16 protein-coding genes and 1 pseudogene are annotated in these 22,840 nt (G+C 58.3%); 8 read left to right on the top strand and 9 right to left on the bottom strand.

From position 1 onward, the window contains the following. Window positions 1-419: 419 nt before the first annotated feature. On the bottom strand, window positions 420-1,982 hold the full coding sequence (locus BLU25_RS21845) for a recombinase family protein (protein ID WP_037000998.1): 1,563 nt from the start codon (window positions 1,980-1,982) through the stop codon (window positions 420-422). A 55-nt stretch (window positions 1,983-2,037) separates the two neighbouring features. Here BLU25_RS21845 and BLU25_RS23500 point away from each other — a divergent pair. The 3 genes and pseudogenes from BLU25_RS23500 to BLU25_RS21835 all read left to right on the top strand — a co-directional run. Beyond that, window positions 2,038-2,115: pseudogene (locus BLU25_RS23500) on the top strand (DNA-binding response regulator); the annotation flags it as partial. 8 nt (window positions 2,116-2,123) lie between these two features. Continuing rightward, window positions 2,124-5,747, top strand: a complete 3,624-nt coding sequence (locus BLU25_RS21840) for a transporter substrate-binding domain-containing protein (RefSeq protein ID WP_029611305.1) — start codon at window positions 2,124-2,126, stop codon at window positions 5,745-5,747. A gap of 97 nt (window positions 5,748-5,844) precedes the next feature. Then, window positions 5,845-8,799: an HD domain-containing phosphohydrolase gene (locus BLU25_RS21835; protein ID WP_016780017.1), complete on the top strand. Its 2,955-nt coding sequence runs from the start codon at window positions 5,845-5,847 to the stop codon at window positions 8,797-8,799. Window positions 8,800-8,804: 5 nt separating this feature from the next. Here BLU25_RS21835 and BLU25_RS21830 read toward each other — a convergent pair whose 3' ends face one another. Together BLU25_RS21830 and BLU25_RS21825 are read right to left on the bottom strand one after the other, a co-directional pair. After that, complete coding sequence (locus tag BLU25_RS21830) at window positions 8,805-9,287, bottom strand: GAF domain-containing protein (protein WP_016780016.1); 483 nt, start codon at window positions 9,285-9,287, stop codon at window positions 8,805-8,807. Next, complete coding sequence (locus BLU25_RS21825) at window positions 9,280-10,209, bottom strand: ATP-binding protein (RefSeq protein ID WP_186349443.1); 930 nt, start codon at window positions 10,207-10,209, stop codon at window positions 9,280-9,282. Before BLU25_RS21825 ends, BLU25_RS21830 begins: the two co-directional genes overlap by 8 nt. 138 nt (window positions 10,210-10,347) lie before the next feature. Between BLU25_RS21825 and BLU25_RS21820 the strand changes: the two genes are divergently transcribed. Next, the gene (locus BLU25_RS21820) at window positions 10,348-12,663 is read left to right on the top strand and encodes a response regulator (protein WP_016780014.1); all 2,316 of its coding nucleotides are present in this window, start codon (window positions 10,348-10,350) and stop codon (window positions 12,661-12,663) included. Window positions 12,664-12,842: 179 nt separating this feature from the next. Here the strand turns inward: BLU25_RS21820 and BLU25_RS21815 are convergent, their stop codons facing one another. Both BLU25_RS21815 and msrB read right to left on the bottom strand, forming a co-directional pair. Then, window positions 12,843-13,334, bottom strand: a complete 492-nt coding sequence (locus tag BLU25_RS21815) for a glutathione peroxidase (protein ID WP_016780013.1) — start codon at window positions 13,332-13,334, stop codon at window positions 12,843-12,845. A 17-nt stretch (window positions 13,335-13,351) separates the two neighbouring features. Then, the gene (gene msrB, locus BLU25_RS21810) at window positions 13,352-13,747 is read right to left on the bottom strand and encodes a peptide-methionine (R)-S-oxide reductase MsrB (RefSeq protein ID WP_016780012.1); all 396 of its coding nucleotides are present in this window, start codon (window positions 13,745-13,747) and stop codon (window positions 13,352-13,354) included. A 222-nt stretch (window positions 13,748-13,969) separates the two neighbouring features. On the opposite strand from msrB, the gene BLU25_RS21805 reads away from it, so the two are divergent. Together BLU25_RS21805 and htpX are read left to right on the top strand one after the other, a co-directional pair. Beyond that, window positions 13,970-15,181 carry a pyridoxal phosphate-dependent aminotransferase gene (locus BLU25_RS21805; protein ID WP_016780011.1) on the top strand — a complete coding sequence of 404 codons (1,212 nt, stop codon included), beginning with the start codon at window positions 13,970-13,972 and terminating at the stop codon, window positions 15,179-15,181. 313 nt (window positions 15,182-15,494) lie between these two features. Further along, on the top strand, window positions 15,495-16,382 hold the full coding sequence (gene htpX, locus BLU25_RS21800) for a protease HtpX (RefSeq protein ID WP_016780010.1): 888 nt from the start codon (window positions 15,495-15,497) through the stop codon (window positions 16,380-16,382). A gap of 60 nt (window positions 16,383-16,442) precedes the next feature. Here the strand turns inward: htpX and BLU25_RS21795 are convergent, their stop codons facing one another. Continuing rightward, window positions 16,443-17,102, bottom strand: a complete 660-nt coding sequence (locus BLU25_RS21795; protein WP_016780009.1) for a thiopurine S-methyltransferase — start codon at window positions 17,100-17,102, stop codon at window positions 16,443-16,445. A gap of 101 nt (window positions 17,103-17,203) precedes the next feature. On the opposite strand from BLU25_RS21795, the gene BLU25_RS21790 reads away from it, so the two are divergent. Beyond that, window positions 17,204-17,971: a DODA-type extradiol aromatic ring-opening family dioxygenase gene (locus BLU25_RS21790; RefSeq protein WP_016780008.1), complete on the top strand. Its 768-nt coding sequence runs from the start codon at window positions 17,204-17,206 to the stop codon at window positions 17,969-17,971. Between the two features lie 183 nt (window positions 17,972-18,154). Here the strand turns inward: BLU25_RS21790 and BLU25_RS21785 are convergent, their stop codons facing one another. Together BLU25_RS21785 and BLU25_RS21775 are read right to left on the bottom strand one after the other, a co-directional pair. Continuing rightward, a complete protein-coding gene (locus BLU25_RS21785; protein ID WP_016780007.1) occupies window positions 18,155-19,825 on the bottom strand; it encodes a DEAD/DEAH box helicase in 1,671 nt (556 codons plus the stop codon). Window positions 19,826-20,196: 371 nt separating this feature from the next. Continuing rightward, complete coding sequence (locus BLU25_RS21775; RefSeq protein ID WP_016780006.1) at window positions 20,197-20,952, bottom strand: spermidine synthase; 756 nt, start codon at window positions 20,950-20,952, stop codon at window positions 20,197-20,199. A 157-nt stretch (window positions 20,953-21,109) separates the two neighbouring features. On the opposite strand from BLU25_RS21775, the gene BLU25_RS21770 reads away from it, so the two are divergent. Next, on the top strand, window positions 21,110-22,456 hold the full coding sequence (locus BLU25_RS21770) for a class II 3-deoxy-7-phosphoheptulonate synthase (protein ID WP_016780005.1): 1,347 nt from the start codon (window positions 21,110-21,112) through the stop codon (window positions 22,454-22,456). Between the two features lie 135 nt (window positions 22,457-22,591). Here BLU25_RS21770 and BLU25_RS21765 read toward each other — a convergent pair whose 3' ends face one another. After that, a complete protein-coding gene (locus tag BLU25_RS21765) occupies window positions 22,592-22,771 on the bottom strand; it encodes a DUF1127 domain-containing protein (RefSeq protein ID WP_016780004.1) in 180 nt (59 codons plus the stop codon). Window positions 22,772-22,840: the final 69 nt, after the last annotated feature.

The following is a 22,840-nucleotide window of genomic DNA, read 5'->3' as shown; positions in this document are numbered from 1 at the left end:
TGCTCTAGCTCTTGCCCGGTACACACGCATATAGCACTTGTGGCTACAGACGGTTTTATCTTTGCGGCGAGATGTCATTGATTGCCCGCAGACCGGGCAGGTGGAAACGTGAAGCATGGCCATTATTAGCCCTCCGAAGTTAGTGATATGATTTTTTGGGGACGAAAAAAAAGAGAGCGTTTGGGAGACGCCCTCTCTAGTTGCGATGCTCCCTGAGAGACACCGCTTGCAGAAATACGAAGTTACCTAGCCAGTTGGAGGAAGGCAATGGAAGGTGCCAGTCAACTGATAAAGAAACTTCGCCTCTGCTTATATACATATTTTACCACGGAAGTGAGGAAAGTCAATCTTATGAATGGCATTTCATAAAATAAAAGTTTCCGCTGGTGAACTAAGAACTACTTAATAACTGCTTCTCGTCATTCGTATTGCAAGCGAAGGTTTTCATAATCCGCATTATCCCACGTAGCACTACCCGCTATTTCCTCAAACGGCTCCCAGTACGGATAATCCTCATCCGGCCCTTTCAAGACTAATATGAGATCGTTACCCCACATCAGCTTGTATCGGTTTAGCTTTCGATCAACACCAGCATAACGAAATGTTGCACCAGAATCCGACACAAGACGACCGTCTGAATGAATTGTAATACTGTATCCGACACTACGGAGCATTGCTGAGAGCCTTTGTGGGTCGCTTCTTTCTAATGTCCAAACATCCCCTTGTTTTTGCCAGTTACGTCCTGCATCGGGGACTACAGTCGCCTTAAGCATGGCCAACTCTCGCTCAGCAACTTTGCGTGCTTCATCTGCACGCATGAGCTGATCTAACACCTCAGGAATGTCGCCAACAACTTCAATAGCGGATGAATAGCTCTTCAGTATCCTAGAGGTTTCCAGCAACTTAACCTCAGCAGCAATGATTGCCTGTTCGTTCACACCTGTATGGTTACGCTCTACAGCTCTAAGGGCTGCCGTCGCAGAAGTGCGAAGGTACACAGCATCAATGATTTCTCTGGGGATGACTTTCTTGTTGTCGCATCCATTCAACTCCTGTCGCTTCCTGCACCGCATGGAAACCTGCACACCCTTGATAGTACGCATAATGAAGTTATGACTACAGCAGCCGCATTTGATTAATCCAACGTAGAAATGTGCGGCTGTTTTAATCTTTTTGGACGTCTTACGCCTCTGACCTTCGAGTTGGGCAAGGTGATACAACGAAATGTCGATGATAGGCTCATATACTTGGGCACCGTCCCAGCGGCCAATCGCAGCTTCATTCCTCAGCCAGCCTTCCACACCGGGGCCAGAACACTTGGCCAGCGCCTCGACACCACTCTCCCGCATACGCTTTGCGATTACAGCCTTCCCCAGACCGGATGCGTAAAGTTCAAACGCCAGCTTCACCTGAGCCGCGACCTCTACAACCACCTCCCCTTTCGATGTCAGCCATGCAGGCGTATTGCGTTTGGGTGTCTTACCCTCATTGGCGAGCCGACGTCGAGAGTCGTATGAACCTTTAAGGCGACGACTCAGGTTATCGCTGTATTGCCGAGCTGCTTGGATCTTCCCGAGCAGGATGTAAATGGCCCCCCCATCTAAGCTCTGGCGTGTATAGATCACGTTGTCGTCCAGAGTGATGATCGACACACCTGCACGGAGAATCGGAGAAATCACTCTCGTCAGCATGTCTAACGTATCCAAGCGCCCAGCTCTGTCCACAGACTCTACAAGGACGGCATCGCCCTCCTGAATAACACCAGCTGTTACAGCCGCAAGTAAATCAGCGAAGCCACCCCCCTCCTTGATGTGCTCCCCCTTCCAACCGCTCTTGCCCAAGTCTTGGAACGTCAACTTGCTTGACGAATATTCAGGGTGACGAACGTGCCATTCAGAAACCATCGACTGCTGACGCTCAAGGCTTGATCCGCGCTTCTGGGTGACACTGGAAAAACGTGAGTAACTGAATGCTGTAGGCATAACGCCCCCGGAATAGTGCCGAAGCAATAATTATACACATATGAAAAAGCTGTAAAAACGGCTCATGCAAAAACTAAAAGCCCACTCATTGGTTGAACTTATCGAAATGGCCAAACGTAACGGCCTGGTGTGAGAAACAGAATGCCCACGCGGTTAAACAAGTATTTATCACTGCTCACTGCTTTAGTGCTGTGCACCTGCGTGTCCGCCGAACCCGCCCGCACTGAAACCCTTTCATTGCTCAGCCGCTCGGCCACCTCTGGCGTGGAAGTTGCGCTGGATAACGCGCAGCGTTCCTGGCTGGAGCACAAGCGCGAGCTTCGGGTGGGTACTTCAACTACCGATTACCCGCCCTTCGACATGACCGACAGCGGTCAGGACTACGAAGGGCTCACCGCCGATTACGTCGGCATCCTGGCCAAAACCCTCGATGTATCAATAAAAGTTGAGCGCTTTGCATCCAGAGACGCTGCCATCAAGGCCCTTGAAGAGGGCCAGATCGACCTGCTCGGTACGTCCAATGGGTTTGAAGCCGCCAACCGCAACCTGCTGCTTTCTGCGCCATACGCCATCGACCAGCCCGTACTGGTGACCCGCGAGGGCGAAACGCGGTCGCTTTCACAAGGCCTTGAAGGCTTGCGCCTGAGCATGGTTTACCACTACCTGCCCCTGGATGAGATCAAGGCGCTCTACCCCAAGGCCATCATCCAGTCATATCCGTCTTATCAAAACGCACTCAATGCCGTGGCTTTCGATCAGGCGGATGTATTCCTGGGGGACACGGTCTCAACCCATTACATGATCAACAAGGGCTATCTGAAGAACATCAAGATGGCCAACTTTGGCAGGCACGAAGCCCAAGGGTTCAGCTTTGCAGTACGCCATGACAATGCGCAACTGCTCGCTATCATCAACGCCACGCTCAAGGCCGTACCCGACAGCGAGCAGGAGCGCATCGCCAAGCGCTGGAGCGCGGGCAGTGACATATTGCTCTCCGATAACAAGCTGCAATTGACCGGGCGCGAAGAACAATGGCTGGCCCAGCACCCGGTGGTCAGAGTCGTGGTCAGTGAAACCCTGGCACCGCTGACCTTCTTTGACGCCCACGGCAACTTCAGGGGCATCACCGCGGACCTGCTGGAAATGATCCGCCTGCGTACCGGCCTGCGCTTCGAGATACAGCGCGCCCACGGCCTAAATACCATGATACAGAGGGTCAAGCAGGGCGAAACCGACATTATCTCGGCCATCAGCCCGACCGCTTCGCGAGAAAGCACCCTGAAGTTCACTCGTCCTTACCTGGTCAACTCGTTTGTCCTGCTCACGGCCAAGGGGCGCCAGGCACCTGCAAGCCTCGAACAACTGGCGGGCAAGAAACTGGCCTTGAGCCAGGGCAACCCCCTGACCGACTACCTGCGCAGCCAGTACCCGCGGATAACACTGGTCGAAACAGAGAGTATTTACCGAGCAACAGAGTTACTGGCAGAGGGTGAAGTACAAGGCGCCGTCAATACCCTGGTGATTGCCAACTACCTGCTCGCCTCGCAAATGTTTCGGGATCGTTTGCAAATCAGCGCCACCCTCGGCACCCAGCCTGCAACCTTTGCCCTCGCCACTGCCCGGGATGCCACCGAGTTGCACTCAATCCTCAACAAGGCCCTGCTGAGCATTGCGCCGGATGAACTGGGCATCATCAACAGCCGCTGGCGTGGCTATGCCCCGGCATCCGATAGCTACTGGCGCAACTACCATCGCCTGATATACCAGATCATCATTGGCACCAGCCTGTTGCTGTTGCTGTCCCTGGTGTGGAATGCCTACATGCGCCGCCAGATCCGTCATCGAAAAATAGCCGAGCGAGCCCTCAGCGATCAATTTGAATTCATGCGGGCAATGGTCAATGGCACGCCTCATCCCATTTATGTCCGCGATCGCGAAGGCATACTTAAAACCTGCAATGACAGCTACCTGCAGGCCTTTTCAGCCCGGCGTGAAGACGTCATTGGCAAAACGGTGATGCAGGCCTGCGGCTTGCTGAGCAATGAGTGCGAAGCCCACGATTATCAGGCCGACTACTTGCGCGTCATGGCTGAGGGCACCCCGCTGGTCCTGGATCGCCCGCTCAATATCGGTGGTAAAAACTTCACCATCTATCACTGGATCCTGCCCTTCCGCGACTCACTGGGCGAGGTCCAGGGCATTATCGGAGGCTGGATCGACATCAGTGAACGGCGCCACCTTCTGGATGAGCTGCGCGCAGCCAAAGAACTGGCCGACGACGCCAACCGTGCCAAAAGCACCTTTCTGGCCACCATGAGCCATGAAATCCGTACACCGATGAATGCCGTGATCGGTTTGCTGGAACTCACCCTAAAACGCGCCGACCAGGGGCATCTCGACCGCCCCTCCATTGAGGTGGCCTACCACTCGGCCAAGGACCTGCTGGAGTTGATCGGCGATATTCTCGATATTGCCCGGATCGAATCAGGCCGCCTGAACCTGTCCCCGGAGCGCGTCAACCTGCGCAACCTCGCCCATTCGGTGATCAGGGTGTTTGACGGCCTGGCCAGGCAAAAAAACCTCACGCTCTCCCTGCAGTTCCATCCCCGGGGCGATGCGCCCGATGTGCTGATCGACCCGCTACGTTTCAAGCAAATCCTGACCAACCTGGTCAGCAATGCGATCAAGTTCACCCGCCAGGGCCAGGTCACCCTGGCGATCAACCTGCTGCCTGCCAGCACCCCCGACCATACCGAACTGCAACTGAGTGTCCAGGACACAGGTATCGGTATCAGTGATCGCGATCAGGCCCGTCTGTTCGAACCCTTCGCCCAGGCCGAAAACAGCGGGCAACTGGCCCTCAACGGTGCAGGCCTTGGCCTGCTGATCTGCCGCAGCCTGTGCGAAATGATGGGGGGCACGCTGGAACTGAGCAGCCAGGTAAACGTGGGCACCCTGGTTGAGATAAAGCTCAGGCTGCCCACCTTGCCGCCCTGCCTGAGCAGCGCCGCGCATGAACCGGTAATCAACCCTGCGGCGCACCGCCTGAACGTGCTGGTGGTGGACGATCATCCTGCCAATCGACTGCTGATGTGCCAGCAACTGGGGTACCTGGGGCATCGCTTTACCACTGAGCACGATGGCGCGGCCGGCTTCAAAACCTGGAAAGAAGGCACATTCGACCTGGTCATTGCCGACTGCAACATGCCCGTCATGAACGGTTATGACCTCACCAGGGCCATACGCCAGTACGAGCAGGCGTCGCAGCAACGGCCATGCACCGTGCTGGGCTTTACTGCCAACGCCCAGCCTGAGGAGCGCCAGCGCTGCGCAATGGCCGGGATGGACGACTGCCTGTTCAAACCCATCAGCCTGACCCTGCTCAGCCAGCATCTGGCAGCCCTGGTACCGCTCGACACTGGCAACGAGGCCTTCAACCTGGAATCCCTCAACGCGCTTTCGGGCGGTGATAACGAACGCAAACAACGCTTGCTGGAGGAGCTGCTGCGCAGCAATGGCCAGGATCTCAAGGCCCTGATGCACCTGCCCGACAACGGGGACTTGAAGCCATTTGCCGACATTGCTCACCGGATCAAAGGCGCGGCCCGCATCGTCGGTGCCGCGCAGTTGATCAAACACTGCGAAATACTTGAGCACGCCAGCCCGTCCAACCTCATCCAGGCGCGCAATGACGTACAAGCCGCCATGCAGGCCCTGGAGCAGGTACTGGCCCGTCAACTTCAAAAGTTGGCCAGCGGCACCTGAGCGCCAACCGCAAAACCGGCCAATGGCTGAGCAGGTTGGCCCGGTTTCACTATGCTTAAAGGCATCGGCAGGTGAACCAATCGCGGAGTAACTGCACATGCGCAATGTTGCGCAATCCCGGAAGCGCCAACTGCCGCTGCATGTTCACATTAGTGCGATGTTTACATGTTTGCTGCTCCTGCTGGGCCTGGTGCTGGGTGTGTTCAACTACCAGCAAACCACCCAGATCATTCTCGGCAGCAGCCAGAAACTGTTCGGTTACCTGGAGCAGGATGTTCAACGCGACCTGCTCGACGCCTACCAACCCATCAGGCATGCCCTGAACCTGTTGACCCTCAACCCTGACGCCGTGACCGACCAGCCGGAGCGGCGAACGGGGCTGCTGCTGCCTTTCGTGCAAACACTCGAAGACAACCACAGTTTGTCAGCACTGTACCTGGGGGATGACAACGGCAATCTCTTTCTCGTCAGGCCGTTGCGCAACGAGGCCATCAGGCTCCAGCTCCAGGCCCCAGCCCAAGCACGCTACGAAGTCTGGTCGATAACCCGCTCGGCACGACAAGGTGGCGTTGAGTCGAAAAAACTGTACCTGGATGCGTCCCTGGTCGAGCTGGCACAGCGAACTATTGCCAATGAAACCTATGACCCCCGCAGCCGAAAGTGGTTTATCCCGGCACATGCCGAGCACGATCAAACCACCACCACCCCCTACCTGTTTTTTACCACCCACGAAGTTGGCACAACACTGGCCAAACGCAGCGCTGGCAACACGGTGCTGGGTGCCGACGTGACCCTGTCGCAACTGTCCGCCACCCTGGCGGCGCATCAGGTAACACCCGGCACGCAAATCGTGTTGTACGGCGCCGATGGCCGCGCTATCGCCTACCCGGACTTCAGCAAGCTGCTCACCGCTCAGGACCCGGAAAAGCTGCCAAAAATCGCGGAATTAAACCCGGCCCTGGGCTACCTGGTCAGCCAGGGCCCGGACGCCCAGCGGCGCCTGTACGACGGCCAGCGCCAATGGGTCGTGACACGGTTCAACGTAGAGGATGGCGGAGCCAATGGCTTGCAATTAGCCATGATGGTGCCGGAAGACGAATTGCTGGCCGATGCCTATCGGCTCAGATGGCAGGGAGCCCTGGTGACACTGGCGGCCCTGCTGCTGTGCCTGCCGATGGGCTGGGTGACCTCACGCTTGCTGGTCAAGCCCTTGCAGGCGCTGGTCCGCGAAGCCGATGCCATTCGGCGGTTCGATTTCAACTACCCCCTGAAGCAGAAATCGATCGTGCTTGAAATCGACCAACTGGAGGGGTCGATGTCACGCATGAAAGAAACCCTCGCCAGTTTTTTTGAAATCACCTCCAGCCTCTCGGCCCACACCCGTTTTGAGCCATTGCTGCAGTCGGTTTTGCTGGAAACGATCAAGATTGCCCAGGCACAGGCCGGCCTGATCTACCTGACGCAAAACGACAGCCGTCAACTGGAGTTGAAGGGACTGATCATCAATGGCCAGCCCCAGGACCTGACTACCCAACCACAGCCGGATATAGACCCTGACAGCAATGACAATCCGCCGTGGCTACAAGGGCTGTTCCAGGGCCATGACAGCGTCGCCCATTCGCTCAGCCTTGAGCAGGCGGGGGATTTGCAGCCAATCATGGCGCAACTGGGCAGCCAGAGTATCCACCTGATCGGTATTCGCCTGCACAACCGCCACGGCGAAACCGTGGGCATTTTGCTGCTGGTGTTGAACGACAGTGGTTCCAGTGACGACCAGGACCACTTGCGGGCTGATCGCATCGCCTTTATCCAGGCCGTCTCCGGCACCGCCGCCGTGTCGATCGAAAGCCAGCGCCTGCAAGCACGTCAGAAGCAGCTGCTGGATGCCTTGATACAACTACTGGCGGGCGCCATCGACGCCAAAAGCCCATATACCGCCAGCCATTGCCAACGGGTGCCGACCCTCACCCTGATGCTGGCCCAGGCAGCGGCCGCCAGCCAGCAGCCCGAATTCGAGCAGTACGACCCCTCGCAAGAACAGTGGGAGGCCCTGCGCATCGCGGCCTGGCTACATGACTGCGGCAAGGTCACAACCCCCGAGTATGTGGTCGACAAGGCCACCAAGCTTGAAACCCTGTACGACCGCATCCACGAAATTCGCACCCGCTTTGAAGTGCTCAAGCGCGATACCTGGGTCGACTACTGGCAAGCCCGGGCCCTGGGTGGCGATGATGCGCAATTGAGTGAACGACGCGAAGCCAGCCTGGCGGCCCTGGACCAGGACTTCGCCTTTGTCGCGCAATGCAACCTGGGCGGCGAGGCCATGCAGGAGGCCGACCTTGAGCGCTTGAACGCCATCGCCCGGCGTACCTGGAAGCGAACCCTGGATGATCGGTTGGGGGTGTCCTGGGAGGAGAACAAGCGCCAGTCAACCCGTGAGGAGCACGACTTGCCGGTAACCGAACAGCTGCTGGCCGACAAGCCCGAGCACCTGTTCCTTCGCCCTGAAGCCGACCTGATTGACCCTGAAAACCCCTGGGGCTTCAAGCTCGAGGTGCCACAGTACAAGTTCAACCGGGGTGAACTGTACAACCTGAGCACCCGGCGCGGCACCTTGACCAACGAGGAACGCTACATCATCAACAACCACATCGTGCAGACCATCCTGATGCTCAGCAGCCTGCCCCTGCCCGCCTACTTGAGCAACATTGCCGAAATCGCCGGCGGGCATCACGAAAAAATGGACGGGACCGGCTATCCAAAACGCCTGAAACGCGAAGAGATGAGCCTGGAGTCACGGATGATGGCGATTGCCGATATTTTCGAGGCGTTGACCGCCTCGGACCGCCCCTATAAACGCAGCAAGACGTTAAGCGAAGCCCTGAGCATCATGGCCACCATGTGCCACGATGCGCATATTGACCCACAACTGTTCGCGCTATTTATGCGCGAACAGGTGTTTATGCAGTATGCCCGGCAGTTTCTCGACCCGGAGCAAATCGACCCGGTCGATATCGACGCCCTGATGCTCAAGGCCGGGCTAAGCGGCTAGCGGCCTCAGCAATCGCTCAAACGCAAGAAGATCGCAGCCAGGGCTTCAATGCCCTGCTGGTCCTGCTCGCTGAAGCGCCCGATGCTCGGGCTGTCCAGATCCAGCACGCCAATCAGGCGGCCATCCTTGATCAAGGGCACCACCAACTCACTGTTGGAAGCACTGTCACACGCAATATGCCCGGCAAATGCATGCACATCTTCAACCCGCTGGGTCTGCCGGCTCGCCGCCGCAGCCCCGCACACGCCCCGCCCGAACGGGATACGAACACAGGCAATCTGCCCCTGGAACGGGCCCAGTACCAGTTCTTCATTGCGGTTGAGGTAAAAACCGGCCCAGTTCAGATCATCAAGCTGGTGATACAAAAACGCCGAGAACTGTGCAGCATTGGCAATAAAGTCACGCTCATCTGCCAACAACGACTCCAGCTGAGCCTGCAACAGGGTGTAGCCGTTCAGGCCTGCACCTGTGGCGTTCAAATCAATCATTCACTTGCTCCAACAATTTCAAACCCACCCAATAACGCGCGAACTGATAGGCGCAACGGCCGTTGCGGTTGCCACGCCCGGTCGCCCAGCGCACGGCCAGAATATCCAGTGCCTCGTCGCGTTGCCACTGCAAACCGGCTTTGCGGGCCAATACCTCGATCCAGTGCTCGACCACACTCAAAAAATGATCCTGGGTAAAGGGATAGAATGACAGCCACAGGCCAAAACGGTCAGACAAGGCGATCTTGTCTTCCACGGCCTCATTGGGGTGTAACTCACCGTCAACGTTCTTCCAGTTCTCGTTGTCGCTTTCCTTTTCCGGCACCAGGTGGCGACGGTTCGAAGTGGCATATAGCAGCACGTTATCCGGCGCTTGCTCCAGCGAGCCATCCAGCACACTTTTCAGCACCCGGTAATCACTCTCGCCAGCTTCAAACGACAGGTCATCGCAAAACAGCACAAAGCGCTGGGGCAAGCCCTGCAACTGCTCAACCACGCGCGGCAGGTCGGCCAGATGATCGCGTTCGATCTCGATCAGACGCAGCCCCGCATGGCCATACTCGGCCAGCAAGGCCCGAATGATTGAAGACTTGCCGGTGCCCCGTGAGCCCCAGAGCAGGGCATGGTTGGCAGGCAAGCCGTCGAGAAACTGTTTGGTGTTGCGCCCCAGCTGGTCACGCTGGTTATCCACCCCGATCAAGTCCGAAAGGCGCATTTCAAGGCTGACTTGCAACGGCATCAGATAGCCTGAGCGACCTTCACGCTGCCACCTGGCTGCCAGGCACTGGTCCCACTCGATCGATTCGCGCTGCGCCGGCAGCAAAGGTTCAAGACGTGCAAGGACCGCTTCGGCCCGTTCCAGAAAGGCATCCAGTTTAGAATTCACAACATTTCCTCGGACTGATACACAATGATGGCACATTGACATTGCCAGAATTCGACAGCCATCCGCAAAATGACTCGCTCGGCTAACCGCAGGCAGCTCAATCAGGCTGCCGATTGACCTACTAATCGACTACTCTTGCACCCCGCAAGAAATGGAAACAGGTGCTGCACCCCAATGGATACAAAACTCACCCATCGCCTGTCTTTCAAGCAAGCCAAGCTGACTGTGCTGGTTGGGCTGGTGCTCGGGGCCATGCTGAGCCTGCTGCAAATCGGCATCGATTATGCCAGTGAAAACGCCGCCATCAATCGCGAAATCCAGTCACTGCTTGAGATCAGCCACAACCCGGCATCGCGCATCGCCTACAACCTTGACGCCGAGCTGGCCCAGGAACTGTTGCAGGGCCTGTTGCGCTCACCGGCGATCATCGGTGCGCAACTGGTCGATAGCGACGGCGTAGTCCTTTCGGCGGTGCAGGATCAACCCGAAAGCGGGCGCTACCGGGCCCTGAGCGACTTTCTGTTTGGTGCCAACCGCTCGTTTGACGAGCGCCTGTACTTCAACCACCTGCCTGAAATGAGCATGGGCATGCTGCACCTGGAAGTGGACACCTACCCTTTCGGCAAACGATTTTTGCAGCGTGCAGAAGTCACCTTGCTCAGCGGCTTTATCCGCAGCTTCATCCTGACGTTTATCCTGATGGGGCTGTTTTATGTGATGCTGACCAAGCCGCTGGTGCGGGTGATTCGCGAACTCAGCCAGCGCAAGCCCGGCCACCCTGGTCAATCACGGATGCACTGCCCTCCCGGTCACGAAGACGACGAAATTGGCGTATTGGTCAACGCTGCCAACCAGCAGTTCGAAGCCATGACCCTGGAGATGGAACACCGCCGCCGTGCCGAAAACAGCCTCACCGACTACCTGGCCCGGCTGGAAACCATCGTTTCACAGCGCACCCAAGAGCTGGAAACAATCAACGAGCAACTGCGTCACTCCAATGAAGAGCTGGAAGCTGCGCGCAGCACGGCACTGGAAATGGCCCAGGCCCGCGCGGCATTCCTGGCCAATATGAGCCACGAAATCCGCACCCCGCTCAATGGCCTGCTGGGCATGCTGGCGCTGTGCCTGGACAGCCCGCTGAATGCCGAGCAATACCAGCAACTGTCCATTGCCCACGACTCGGGCAAGGTCCTGGTCGAACTGCTCAACGACATTCTCGACCTGTCCAAATTCGATGCTGGCCAACTGGAACTGGAGCATATTGCTTTCGATCTGGGCACGTTGATCGAAGACACCGCCAACCTGTTGTCACAAAACGCCGCGCCCAGTGTGGAGCTGACGTGCCTGATCGACCCGGATTTCCCGGCATTGGTACTCGGCGACCCGACCCGGGTCCGCCAGATTGTCAGCAACCTGCTGTCCAACGCCCTGAAATTCACCCGCTTCGGCCGAGTGGATGTGCGCCTCAGTGCGCAAAGCGACCAAGTGCGTATCGAAGTGTGCGACACCGGTATCGGCATCGCCCAGGAAGCACAAGCGAGAATTTTCCGCCCCTTTACCCAGGCAGGGGCAGGCATCACCCGCCAGTTTGGCGGCACCGGGTTAGGCCTGGCACTGACCAACAGCCTGTGTGAAGTGATGCACGGGCGGCTGACCATCAGCTCGGAAGTCGGCTTTGGCAGCCAGTTTTGCGCCGAACTCCCACTGCCCTGCCATACCCCGGCGATCAAGCAAAAGACGCTGTGCGGGCGGGTGATTGGCGTCAGCGCGGCGAGCAGTGGCTTGAGCGAACTGCTCAGCAGCTATTTGCCACTTTGGGGGCTGGACTACAAACGCTATTCCCTGAACGACTCCCTGGCGGGTACCGATCCTGACCTGCTGATCACCGACTGCCCCGAGTGCCTGTTTGGCCTGCGGCCTGCCATCAACGCGCCCATTCTGTTGGTGACCGCCTATGGCAACTTCATGCCCGGCGATCAAGTCAATGCATTGGCCCCCCTGCAACAAAAAGCCCGGCCGCTTTCGCGTTATGCGCTGTATAAAACCTTGCAGCATCTGCTGCTCAAAGATGACGACGTAAACCCTGGCGCGCGCCGCGACAGCGCCCCTGCCCAGCGCCGGGCACGGATTCTTCTGGTTGAAGACAACCCGGTCAACCAGTTGGTGGCCAAGGGCATGCTGAGCAAACTGGGCTGTGATGTGAGGGTGGCGGCGCATGGTGGCGAAGCCCTGAGCCTGCTGGAACAGAAGACCTTTGATCTGGTGTTGATGGACTGCAATATGCCGGTGATGGATGGCTACGAGGCCACCCGGCAAATTCGCCAGCGCGGGCGCTGGCCAAAACTGCCCATCGTGGCCCTGACGGCCAATGCCATGCCCGAAGAGCGCGAGCGCTGTCGCTCGGCGGGCATGAACGACTACCTGGCCAAACCGTTTCGACGTGAAGAGCTGGCGACGCTGATTGACGTGTGGGTGCCGCAAAAAGCCTGAAAGAGGCAGGTTTGTGTAGCCGCTGACGAGTAGAACGAGGCTGCGATCGAGCGCGAAGCGGTCGCTAAATCACACGCAACGGTGCGCCAGTCAGATCCGGACTCAGGATTTGCGACGTCTGCGCCGCCGTTCGCAGCCTCGTTCCACTCGTCAGCGGCTTAAGATAAACCGTCTTACCATTAAATCGATCGCAGCAGCGCCTCGATATCGGCCTTGAGCGCCTCGGGCTTGGTAGTCGGGGCATAACGCTTGACGCTCTGGCCATCGCCACTGACCAGGAACTTGGTGAAGTTCCACTTGATTCCCTGCGACCCCAGCAACCCCGGCGCACGTTTCTTGAGCTGGACAAACAAGGGGTGGGCCTTGGGGCCATTGACGTCAACCTTCTTGAACAGCGGGAAGCTCACGCCGAAGTTCAGCTCGCAAAACTCGGAAATGGCCGCTTCGTCGCCCGGCTCCTGCTGGCCAAACTGGTTGCATGGAAACCCCAGGATCACCAACCCCTGGTCGCGATACTGCTGCCACAGCGCCTCTAGCCCCTTGTACTGCGGGGTAAAACCACACTTGCTGGCCGTATTGACCACCAACACGGCTTTGCCCTGGAAATCCGCCAGGGTTTTCGGCTCGCCGCCAAGAGTGGTGCATGGGATATCGAACAGGTTGTCGTTCATGACGGCGCCTCAAAAGGTCAGTTGCGGGGAACCAGGTCCAGGCACACCGAGTTGATGCAGTAGCGCAACCCGGTGGGTGGCGGACCGTCAGGGAACACATGGCCCAGGTGCGCATCACATTTGGCGCAGACCACTTCGGTACGCACCATGCCGTGGCTCACGTCACGGATCTCGACCATCGCACTGTCGCCAATGGGCTGGTAAAAGCTCGGCCAGCCACAGCCGGAATCAAATTTGGCGCTGGAATCGAACAATGGCGCGTTGCAGCAAATGCAGTGATAAACGCCGTCGGTTTTGGTGCCGTTGTATTTGCCCGAAAACGGCCGTTCGGTGCCTTTGAGCCGGCACACGTTGTATTGCTCCGGATCGAGCATGGCCTTCCATTCGTCCAGGGTTTTGTTCAACTTTTCCATGCTTATGCCTCTGCAACTGAAAAACCCCGACCAGTGGCTTTTCCAGGGGTCGGGTGGCACGTATGATTGCGCCTCGTTAAACACCAGTCTGGCACCCGCCCCAACTGCATTCAAACGGATTCTTGAAGCAAAGCGGTGTTAGCCACTGTGTGCAAACACAGAATTTCCCAGTGCCGTGGTCATCACAGCGCCTGGATCGTTCATTTTCGGGATCACATCGCCATGCAGGTCAGCAAATCAAACAAGCTCGCCAACGTCTGTTATGACATTCGCGGCCCGGTGCTCAAGCACGCCAAGCGTCTGGAGGAGGAAGGCCAGCGCATCCTCAAGCTGAATATCGGCAACCCCGCACCCTTTGGATTTGAAGCGCCGGACGAAATCCTCCAGGACGTGATCCGCAACCTGCCGACTGCCCAGGGCTACAGCGACTCCAAGGGCCTGTTCAGCGCCCGCAAGGCCGTGATGCAGTACTACCAGCAAAAACAGGTGGAAGGGGTCGGCATCGAAGACATCTACCTGGGCAACGGTGTGTCCGAGTTGATCGTGATGTCGCTGCAAGCGCTGCTCAACAATGGCGACGAAGTGCTGGTACCTGCACCTGACTACCCGCTGTGGACTGCAGCCGTGACCCTGGCCGGCGGCCACCCGGTACACTACCTGTGTGACGAGCAAGCCAACTGGTGGCCTGATCTTGAGGATATAAAAGCCAAGATCACCCCCAACACCAAGGCGATGGTCATCATCAACCCGAACAACCCTACCGGTGCGGTGTATTCCAAGGAAGTGCTGCTGGGCATGCTGGAAATTGCCCGCCAACACAACCTGGTGGTGTTCTCGGACGAAATTTACGACAAGATCCTCTACGACGACGCCGTGCATATCTGCACCGCGTCCCTGGCCCCGGACGTGCTGTGCCTGACCTTCAACGGCCTGTCCAAGTCGTACCGGGTGGCCGGTTTCCGCTCAGGCTGGATTGCCATCTCCGGGCCCAAGCAAAACGCCCAGGGCTATATCGAAGGCATCGATATGCTGGCCAACATGCGCCTGTGCGCCAACGTGCCCAGCCAGCACGCCATCCAGACTGCACTGGGCGGCTATCAGAGCATCAATGACCTGGTCCTGCCCAACGGCCGCTTGCTGGAGCAGCGCAACCGCACCTGGGAACTGCTCAACGACATCCCCGGGGTCAGCTGCGTGAAACCGATGGGGGCACTGTATGCGTTCCCGCGTATCGACCCGAAAGTGTGCCCGATCCTTAACGACGAAAAATTCGTGCTGGACCTGCTGCTCTCGGAAAAACTGCTGGTGGTTCAAGGCACGGCATTCAACTGGCCGTGGCCTGACCACTTCCGTGTGGTGACCCTGCCGCGTGTCGACGAGCTGGATATGGCCATCGGCCGGATCGGTAATTTCCTGAAGACCTACCGTCAGTAATTTCTGAGCATGCTGTGCGACCAATCAAAAGTCGCACAGCATGTGTCAGATGAAACATTCTTCACGCACTGCCTGCTGCCGCCCTCTTCCCCCCTCAAAAACCCCCTGCAAACGACAAAGTCCCGTGTTTATTGGCTTGAGGTGGAACTTCTGGCGCAGAAAAACGTTCCTTCATATTAGGAAATGCCCCGCATGCAACTAGAATCAGGCTGAAGGACACAGTTTGAAATAGTCACTTGGTTGAATAGCCTGGGGCAGCACCTTATATACCCGCATACGGCAACACCTTTAAGACGAGGAGATTCTTACAACCATGATGCGCATTCTGCTGTTTTTGGCCACTAACCTGGCGGTCGTGCTGATTGCCAGCATCACCTTGAGCCTGTTCGGCTTCGACGGGTTCATGGCGGCCAACGGGGTTGATCTGAACCTCAGTCAGCTGTTGGTGTTCTGTGCGGTCTTTGGTTTTGCAGGGTCTTTGTTCTCGCTGTTCATCTCCAAATGGATGGCGAAGATGAGCACCAGCACCCAGGTGATCACTCAACCTCGTACTCGTCATGAACAATGGTTGATGCAAACCGTTGAGCAATTGTCCCGCGAGGCGGGAATCAAAATGCCTGAAGTGGGGATTTTCCCTGCTTATGAGGCGAATGCCTTTGCCACAGGCTGGAACAAAAATGATGCCCTGGTCGCGGTCAGCCAGGGTTTGCTCGAGCGTTTTTCGCCCGATGAAGTCAAAGCGGTACTGGCCCACGAGATCGGCCACGTTGCCAACGGTGACATGGTCACCCTGGCACTGGTGCAGGGCGTGGTGAACACCTTCGTGATGTTCTTCGCACGGATCATCGGCAACTTTGTCGACAAGGTGGTGTTCAAGAACGATGAAGGCCGCGGCATTGCCTATTACGTCGCGACCATTTTCGCCGAGCTGGTCCTGGGCTTCCTGGCCAGCGCCATCGTCATGTGGTTCTCGCGCAAGCGTGAGTTCCGGGCTGACGAAGCCGGTGCGCAGCTTGCCGGCACCACGGCCATGATCAGCGCCTTGCAGCGCTTGCGCTCCGAACAGGGCCTGCCGGTTCACATGCCGGACACCATGGCGGCTTTCGGCATCAACGGCGGCCTCAAGCAAGGCCTGGCGCGGATGTTCATGAGCCACCCGCCACTGGAAGAACGTATCGATGCTCTGCGTCGCCGCGGCTAACCCACGGCGAACACAAAAAAGGGCGACTGCGGTCGCCCTTTTTTGTGCCTGCGATTTCGCTCAGGCGGTTTTTTCCAGGCGATACACCCGCTCCACCAGCCGCGTCACACCGCTCTTGAGGAACTTCCATTCCTGATCGAGCACATCGGGTTGCTCAATGATTTCCAGCGTCCAGGCAGGTGCCAGCAGGCTCTGCACCTCGGCGTCCGGCACCGAAAACGGCGGGCCGTTCATTTGTGATTGATCGTAATCGAGGGTTATCAACAGGCCACGGCAACCCCTCGGCAGAATCCGGTTCAGGTGCTGAGCGTAGGCTGCGCGCATTTCGGCAGGCAATGCGATAGTCGCAGCGCGGTCATACAGCCCCACACAGGAGGCCACGTCGGCCTCAGTCAGGGCGAACACGTCACCGCACAGGATCGTCACCGGGCCTGCCTCGTACACCTTGAAGGCGCCCTGCTGGCGAATCTGTGGCTCGACCTGCTGCTCGCTGAAAAACTGCTCCACGGCCGTCTGCGTCAGCTCCACCCCCAGCACTTCATGGCCGTTGGCAGCCAACCAGCTCATATCCAGGCTCTTGCCACACAGCGGCACCAGCACACACCCGCCCTGCTCAAGGCCCAGAGTGGGCCAAAGGCGCGGCAGGTAAGGGTTGACCTGCTGCAGGTGAAAGCCGATCTGATTGCGATCCCAGCGGTCGTGCCAAAATTCGGGCTGCATGATTCACCTTTAAATTCGATAGATAAGTACTAAAACTTATATTGGATTTAGATCAATGATCGGGATGAAGATGACGCATCTTAACTTTGAGGACATCGTTCATGCTCCCCAGCCTGTTTATTTCCCACGGTTCCCCCATGCTAGCACTGGAACCGGGCGCCAGTGGCCCGGCGCTCAAACGCCTGGCGGCCGAACTGCCACGACCAACAGCCATCGTGCTGGTGTCCGCGCATTGGGAAAGCCCCGACCTGCGGGTCGCCAGCAACCCGGCGCCCGAGACCTGGCACGACTTCGGCGGCTTCCCGCCAGCCCTGTTTGCCGTGCAATACCCGGCGCCCGGCGAGCCGGCGCTGGCGGCGCGGATCGCCGCGTTGCTGGCAGATAACGGCCTGCCGGCCCGACTGGACGCCAGACGGCCTTTTGACCACGGTGCCTGGGTGCCACTGTCATTAATGTACCCGGACGCAGATATTCCGGTGGTGCAGGTGTCGCTGCCCAGCCAGCTTGGCCCGGCCGGCCAGACCAGAGTCGGGCATGCACTGGCGGCCCTGCGCAGCGAGGGCGTGCTGATCATCGGCTCGGGCAGCATCACCCACAACCTGCGCGAACTGGACTGGCACGCAGGCCCTGAGAGCATTGAGCCCTGGGCCAAGGCTTTCCGTGACTGGATGATCGACAAACTGGCTGCTGATGACGAAACCGCACTGCATGCTTATCGCACACAGGCGCCTTTCGCCGCCAAAAACCACCCCAGCGACGAGCACCTGCTGCCGTTGTATTTTGCCCGCGCCGCAGGCGGCCCGTTCAGCATTGCCCACCAGGGCTGGACGCTGGGCGCGCTGGGCATGGATATCTACCGGTTTGGCTAGCGCCCCATATCCTGTGGGAGCGGGCTTGCTCGCGATGGCATCGACGCCGTTCAACTGCACTGCCGCGCCGCCAGCATCGCGAGCAAGCCCGCTCCCACAAAGGCCAGACAGTACAAATGACGGACAAAAAAAATCCCCGCACCAGGCGGGGATTTTTTTAGCGATCAATCACTGCAACAGTGATTAATCTTCGCGGTAGCGACGCAGTTTCAACTGCTTGCCAGCAACGCGGGTGTCTTTCAGTTTGGCCAGCAAACCTTCCAGACCGGCTTCCGGCAGTTCTACCAGGCTGAAGCTGTCACGCACCTGGATGCGACCGATCGCTTCACGCGCCAGGCCACCCTCGTTGAGGATAGCGCCCAGCAGGTTCTTGGCAGCGATACCGTCACGCGCACCCAGCGCGGTACGGCAACGAGCACGGCCTTCGGCCAATGGAACCGGAGCACGACGCTCACGATCACCACGATCCGGACGGTCACCCGAACGCTCGGAACGCTCACGCGGTGCGCTGTTCGGCACCAGTGGACGCTCACGCTCGATGGCAGCCAGGGTCAGGGCCTGACCGTTGGTGGCCTTGCGCAGCAGAGCAGCGGCCAGGGCACGCGGGCTGCAACCGATATCAGCAATCAGGCGATCCAGCAGATCACCGTGAGTGGCTTCAGCGTCAGCAACCAGCGGCGTCAGGCTGTTGGTCAACTTCTTGATGCGAGCATCCAGAACAGCCTGGGCATCCGGCAGGCGGACTTCCGCAACCTTCTGACCCGTTACACGCTCGATCACTTGCAGCATGCGGCGCTCACGCGGAGTCACCAGCAGCAGTGCGCGACCTTCGCGACCGGCACGGCCAGTACGGCCGATACGGTGAACGTAGGACTCTGGATCGTAAGGCATGTCAACGTTGAACACGTGAGTGATACGTGGAACATCGAGACCACGAGCAGCAACGTCGGTCGCCACAACGATGTCCAGACGGCCATCCTTGAGGGAGTCGATCACGCGCTCACGCTGGTTCTGGGCGATGTCGCCGTTCAGTGCTGCAGCCTTGTAGCCTTTGGCTTCAAGGGCGCTGGCCAGGTCCAGGGTCGCTTGCTTGGTGCGAACGAACATGATCAGGGCGTCGAAATCTTCAACTTCCAGCAGGCTCAATACAGCCGAGGTCTTCTGGTCAGCGTGAACCAACAGGTGAGCCTGTTCGATCGCGGTAACGGTCTGAGTCTTGGTCTGGATCTTCACGTGTTGCGGATCGCGCAGATGGCGTTCGGCAATGGCACGGATCGACTGCGGCAAGGTTGCCGAGAACAATACGGTCTGACGGGTTGGCGGAAGTGCCTTGAAGATAACTTCAAGATCGTCCATGAAACCCAGTTTCAACATTTCGTCAGCTTCGTCCAGAACCAGGTGGTTCACGGTCGACAGCACTTTTTCGTCACGACGCAGGTGGTCGCACAGACGGCCCGGAGTGGCGACAACGATCTGTGCGCCATTACGGATTGCTTTCAGTTGTGGACCCATAGGGGCGCCGCCGTAAACGGCCACAACGGTAACGCCCGGCATTTGCTTGGCGTAGGTTTCGAAAGCGGTTGCTACTTGCAGCGCCAACTCACGGGTTGGCGCCAGGATCAGGGCTTGCGGCTCGCGCTTAGCAGGATCGATGCGGTGCAGGATCGGCAGGGCGAACGCGGCGGTTTTACCCGTACCGGTTTGCGCCTGACCAATCATGTCGTGACCGGCCATGATGATCGGGATCGATTGCTGCTGAATAGCCGAAGGTTCTTCGTAGCCAGTCGCGATGACAGCAGAAAGAATGTTCGGGTTAAGATTAAAAGCGGCGAAGCCGCCGGTTTCCTGGGTCATGGGTCTGCCTCTAAGTGCATCCGCAAAGACCCATGCTCCAAAGCTGCGCATGCCGTGTAAGACTCAAGAGTCGCCCTGGCTGCTTTGTCGGCGGGGATTTGCGAAAACGTTAAATGAATGGAGCGTTCAGGGGTTGTCCGCGAAACGGACGAGCAGCCGAAGCGTGCTTCGGGAAATGCGACACCTAAACGTGGCCCGGCTAAAGGCCGGCGCGCACTATACCGGATTTATCAAAAAAAAGAAGGGGTTTTTTACTGTAAAAACGCCTGTACCCCTCTGTAGACCGGGCTTTAACGATTTTTTCGTCCCTGAAAAAGCGTTTCGTGCCGGGCCACCCTGGGGCAAACGCTAAAACGTTTCACCGTCGGGCATCAGGTTGCCGGGCGAATTGCCTTGATCAGCGACTCCAGCGAATAGCCCAGACGCGGTGCCAGGGCTTGCGCACGAACGGTCAGCGCGTCGATGTCCAGGGTCTGTTCCAGATCGGCAGGCACCATCAGGATCACGTTACCCTCCTTGACCGGCAGCTCCCAGTAATGGCGGTGATACAGGCCGCGCAACAGGGCAGCACCTAGCGGCTTGCCATCATCGGTGGCCCACTGGTTGATGATCAGCCAGCCGTTGGGGGCCAGTTTTTTCTGGCAGCTTTCAAGGAAGGTCCAGGCCAGGTGCCCCGCAGCCGGACCCAGGTCGTTGTACAGATCGACAAAAATCAGGTCCGCCGGCTCGGCACTGTCCAAAAGTTCAAGCGCATCGCCAATGCGTATAAATAACCGCGGATCATCGTCCAGGCCCAGGTATTCAATGGCCAGGCGTGGCACATCAGGGCGCAGCTCGATGGCTTCGACATCTTCCAGGGGCAAGAATTTCAGGCAGGCCTGGGTCAGGGTTCCGGCGCCCAGCCCCAGGAACAACGCGCTTTCCGGGGCGTCATGGCACAACGCACCGATCAGCATGGCACGGGTGTAATCGTACTCCAGCCAGCTGGGGTCAGCGGTGAACACGCAACTTTGCTCGATTGCATCGCCAAATTCGAGGAAACGGTAGTCAGCCACCTCCAGTACCCGAATCATGCCGAAGTCATCGTGAACTTCGGCGAGCAGACGCTCTACGCGCTCCTCAGACATTTCCACTCCTTGCCGCGCTCCGGCACTACCCGCAACGCTGAAAAAACAGCCACTCGATAGCGAGCGCAAAGGCGCGATTGTCGGCCATTGCAGCGCAACAGGTCACGCACTAATTGCTGCTAACATGGGCCACCCCCAACAAATACTAGAGTCTGCGATGAGCCCAATCTGGACCCCTGACAGCTGGCGCGCCCTGCCGATCCAGCAACAACCCCACTACCCGGACGCTGCACACCTGCTGCGCGTCGAGCAAAGCCTGGCCAGTTACCCGCCGCTGGTGTTTGCCGGGGAAGCCCGCGAGCTGCGCCGCCAGTTTGCCGAAGTCACTCAAGGTCGGGCGTTTCTGCTTCAGGGCGGCGATTGCGCTGAAAGTTTTGCCGAATTTTCGGCGGCGAAGATTCGCGACACCTTCAAGGTGTTGCTGCAAATGGCCATTGTCATGACCTTCGCGGCAGGTTGCCCGGTGGTCAAGGTCGGTCGCATGGCCGGGCAATTCGCCAAGCCGCGCTCGGCCAATGATGAAACCATCAACGGCGTGACCCTGCCCGCCTACCGTGGCGATATCGTCAACGGCATCGGCTTTGATGAAAAAAGCCGTGTGCCGGATCCGGAGCGCCTGCTGCAGTCCTACCACCAGTCCACCGCCACCCTGAACCTGCTGCGCGCCTTTGCCCAGGGCGGTTTTGCCGACCTGCACCAGGTACATAAGTGGAACCTGGACTTTATCGCCAACTCGGCGCTGGCGGCAAAATACAGCCAACTGGCCGACCGCATCGACGAGACCCTGGCGTTTATGCGCGCCTGCGGCATGGACAGCTCGCCGCAACTGCGTGAAACCAGCTTCTTTACCGCCCACGAAGCGCTGCTGCTCAACTACGAAGAAGCCTTTGTACGGCGCGACAGCCTGACCAACGATTACTACGATTGCTCGGCACATATGCTGTGGATCGGCGACCGCACGCGCCAGCTGGACGGCGCCCATGTCGAGTTCCTGCGCGGGGTCAACAACCCGATCGGGGTCAAGGTCGGCCCGAGCATGAACAACGAAGACCTGATCCGCCTGATCGATATCCTCAACCCGGACAACGACCCGGGCCGTCTCAACCTGATCGTGCGCATGGGTGCCGACAAGGTCGGCGATCACCTGCCGCAACTGATCCGCGCCGTGGAAGGTGAAGGCAAGCAGGTGCTGTGGAGCTGCGACCCGATGCACGCCAACACCATCAAGGCCAGCAGCGGCTACAAGACCCGCGACTTTGCGCAGATCCTGGGTGAGGTGAAGCAGTTCTTCCAGGTGCATGAGGCAGAAGGCAGCTATGCCGGCGGCATTCATATCGAGATGACCGGGCAAAACGTCACCGAATGCATCGGTGGCGCCAACCCGATTACCGAAGACGGCCTGTCGGACCGCTATCACACCCACTGCGACCCGCGCATGAACGCCGATCAGTCGCTGGAACTGGCATTTTTGATTGCCGAGACGCTCAAGCAGGTCAAGCGCTGACCCACACACTGTGTGCATGCCGATCTTGTGGGAGCGGGCTTGCTCGCGATGCGGACACCCCGGTGTCTCAGGCAAAGCCGGGGGATACCATCGCGAGCAAGCCCGCTCCCACAGAGGGGTTGAGGCAAGCTCGCCTCACTTGTTAAACGGATCATCCCAAAAAGCCCGGTGGCTTTCGGTTTCGATATCCGCCCTGCTCAAGCCAAGATCCTTGAGCGCCGCATCGCTGATCTGCCGCAAGCAGGCCCTCTCCCGAGACAGTTGATACCAGCGCGAAATCCGGGCCATCCACACCCTGCCTATTTGACCTTTCATCACTTGAGCCTCCTGGGGTATGGCTCAAGTGTCGGCGCGGGCATAAGATCAATCCAACGAATGTTTCTT

This window comes from Pseudomonas fragi, assembly GCF_900105835.1.
Taxonomy (GTDB): domain Bacteria; phylum Pseudomonadota; class Gammaproteobacteria; order Pseudomonadales; family Pseudomonadaceae; genus Aquipseudomonas; species Aquipseudomonas fragi.
The sequence above is the reverse complement of the archived record's forward strand: the minus strand, read 5'-3'. Positions and strand labels throughout refer to the sequence as shown.

Bases quoted from the DNA above. Each gene is read 5' to 3' on its own strand.
- BLU25_RS21805 (WP_016780011.1), top strand. From the start codon at position 13,970: ATGCAGGTCAGCAAATCAAACAAGCTCGCCAACGTCTGTTATGACATT.
- BLU25_RS21820 (WP_016780014.1), top strand. From the start codon at position 10,348: ATGGATACAAAACTCACCCATCGCCTGTCTTTCAAGCAAGCCAAGCTG.
- msrB (WP_016780012.1), bottom strand. From the start codon at position 13,747: ATGGAAAAGTTGAACAAAACCCTGGACGAATGGAAGGCCATGCTCGAT.
- BLU25_RS21765 (WP_016780004.1), bottom strand. From the start codon at position 22,771: ATGAAAGGTCAAATAGGCAGGGTGTGGATGGCCCGGATTTCGCGCTGG.
- htpX (WP_016780010.1), top strand. From the start codon at position 15,495: ATGATGCGCATTCTGCTGTTTTTGGCCACTAACCTGGCGGTCGTGCTG.
- BLU25_RS21830 (WP_016780016.1), bottom strand. From the start codon at position 9,287: ATGATTGATTTGAACGCCACAGGTGCAGGCCTGAACGGCTACACCCTG.
- BLU25_RS21795 (WP_016780009.1), bottom strand. From the start codon at position 17,102: ATGCAGCCCGAATTTTGGCACGACCGCTGGGATCGCAATCAGATCGGC.
- BLU25_RS21825 (WP_186349443.1), bottom strand. From the start codon at position 10,209: ATGTGCCATCATTGTGTATCAGTCCGAGGAAATGTTGTGAATTCTAAA.
- BLU25_RS21785 (WP_016780007.1), bottom strand. From the start codon at position 19,825: ATGACCCAGGAAACCGGCGGCTTCGCCGCTTTTAATCTTAACCCGAAC.
- BLU25_RS21790 (WP_016780008.1), top strand. From the start codon at position 17,204: ATGCTCCCCAGCCTGTTTATTTCCCACGGTTCCCCCATGCTAGCACTG.
- BLU25_RS21770 (WP_016780005.1), top strand. From the start codon at position 21,110: ATGAGCCCAATCTGGACCCCTGACAGCTGGCGCGCCCTGCCGATCCAG.
- BLU25_RS21845 (WP_037000998.1), bottom strand. From the start codon at position 1,982: ATGCCTACAGCATTCAGTTACTCACGTTTTTCCAGTGTCACCCAGAAG.
- BLU25_RS21775 (WP_016780006.1), bottom strand. From the start codon at position 20,952: ATGTCTGAGGAGCGCGTAGAGCGTCTGCTCGCCGAAGTTCACGATGAC.
- BLU25_RS21815 (WP_016780013.1), bottom strand. From the start codon at position 13,334: ATGAACGACAACCTGTTCGATATCCCATGCACCACTCTTGGCGGCGAG.
- BLU25_RS21835 (WP_016780017.1), top strand. From the start codon at position 5,845: ATGCGCAATGTTGCGCAATCCCGGAAGCGCCAACTGCCGCTGCATGTT.
- BLU25_RS21840 (WP_029611305.1), top strand. From the start codon at position 2,124: ATGCCCACGCGGTTAAACAAGTATTTATCACTGCTCACTGCTTTAGTG.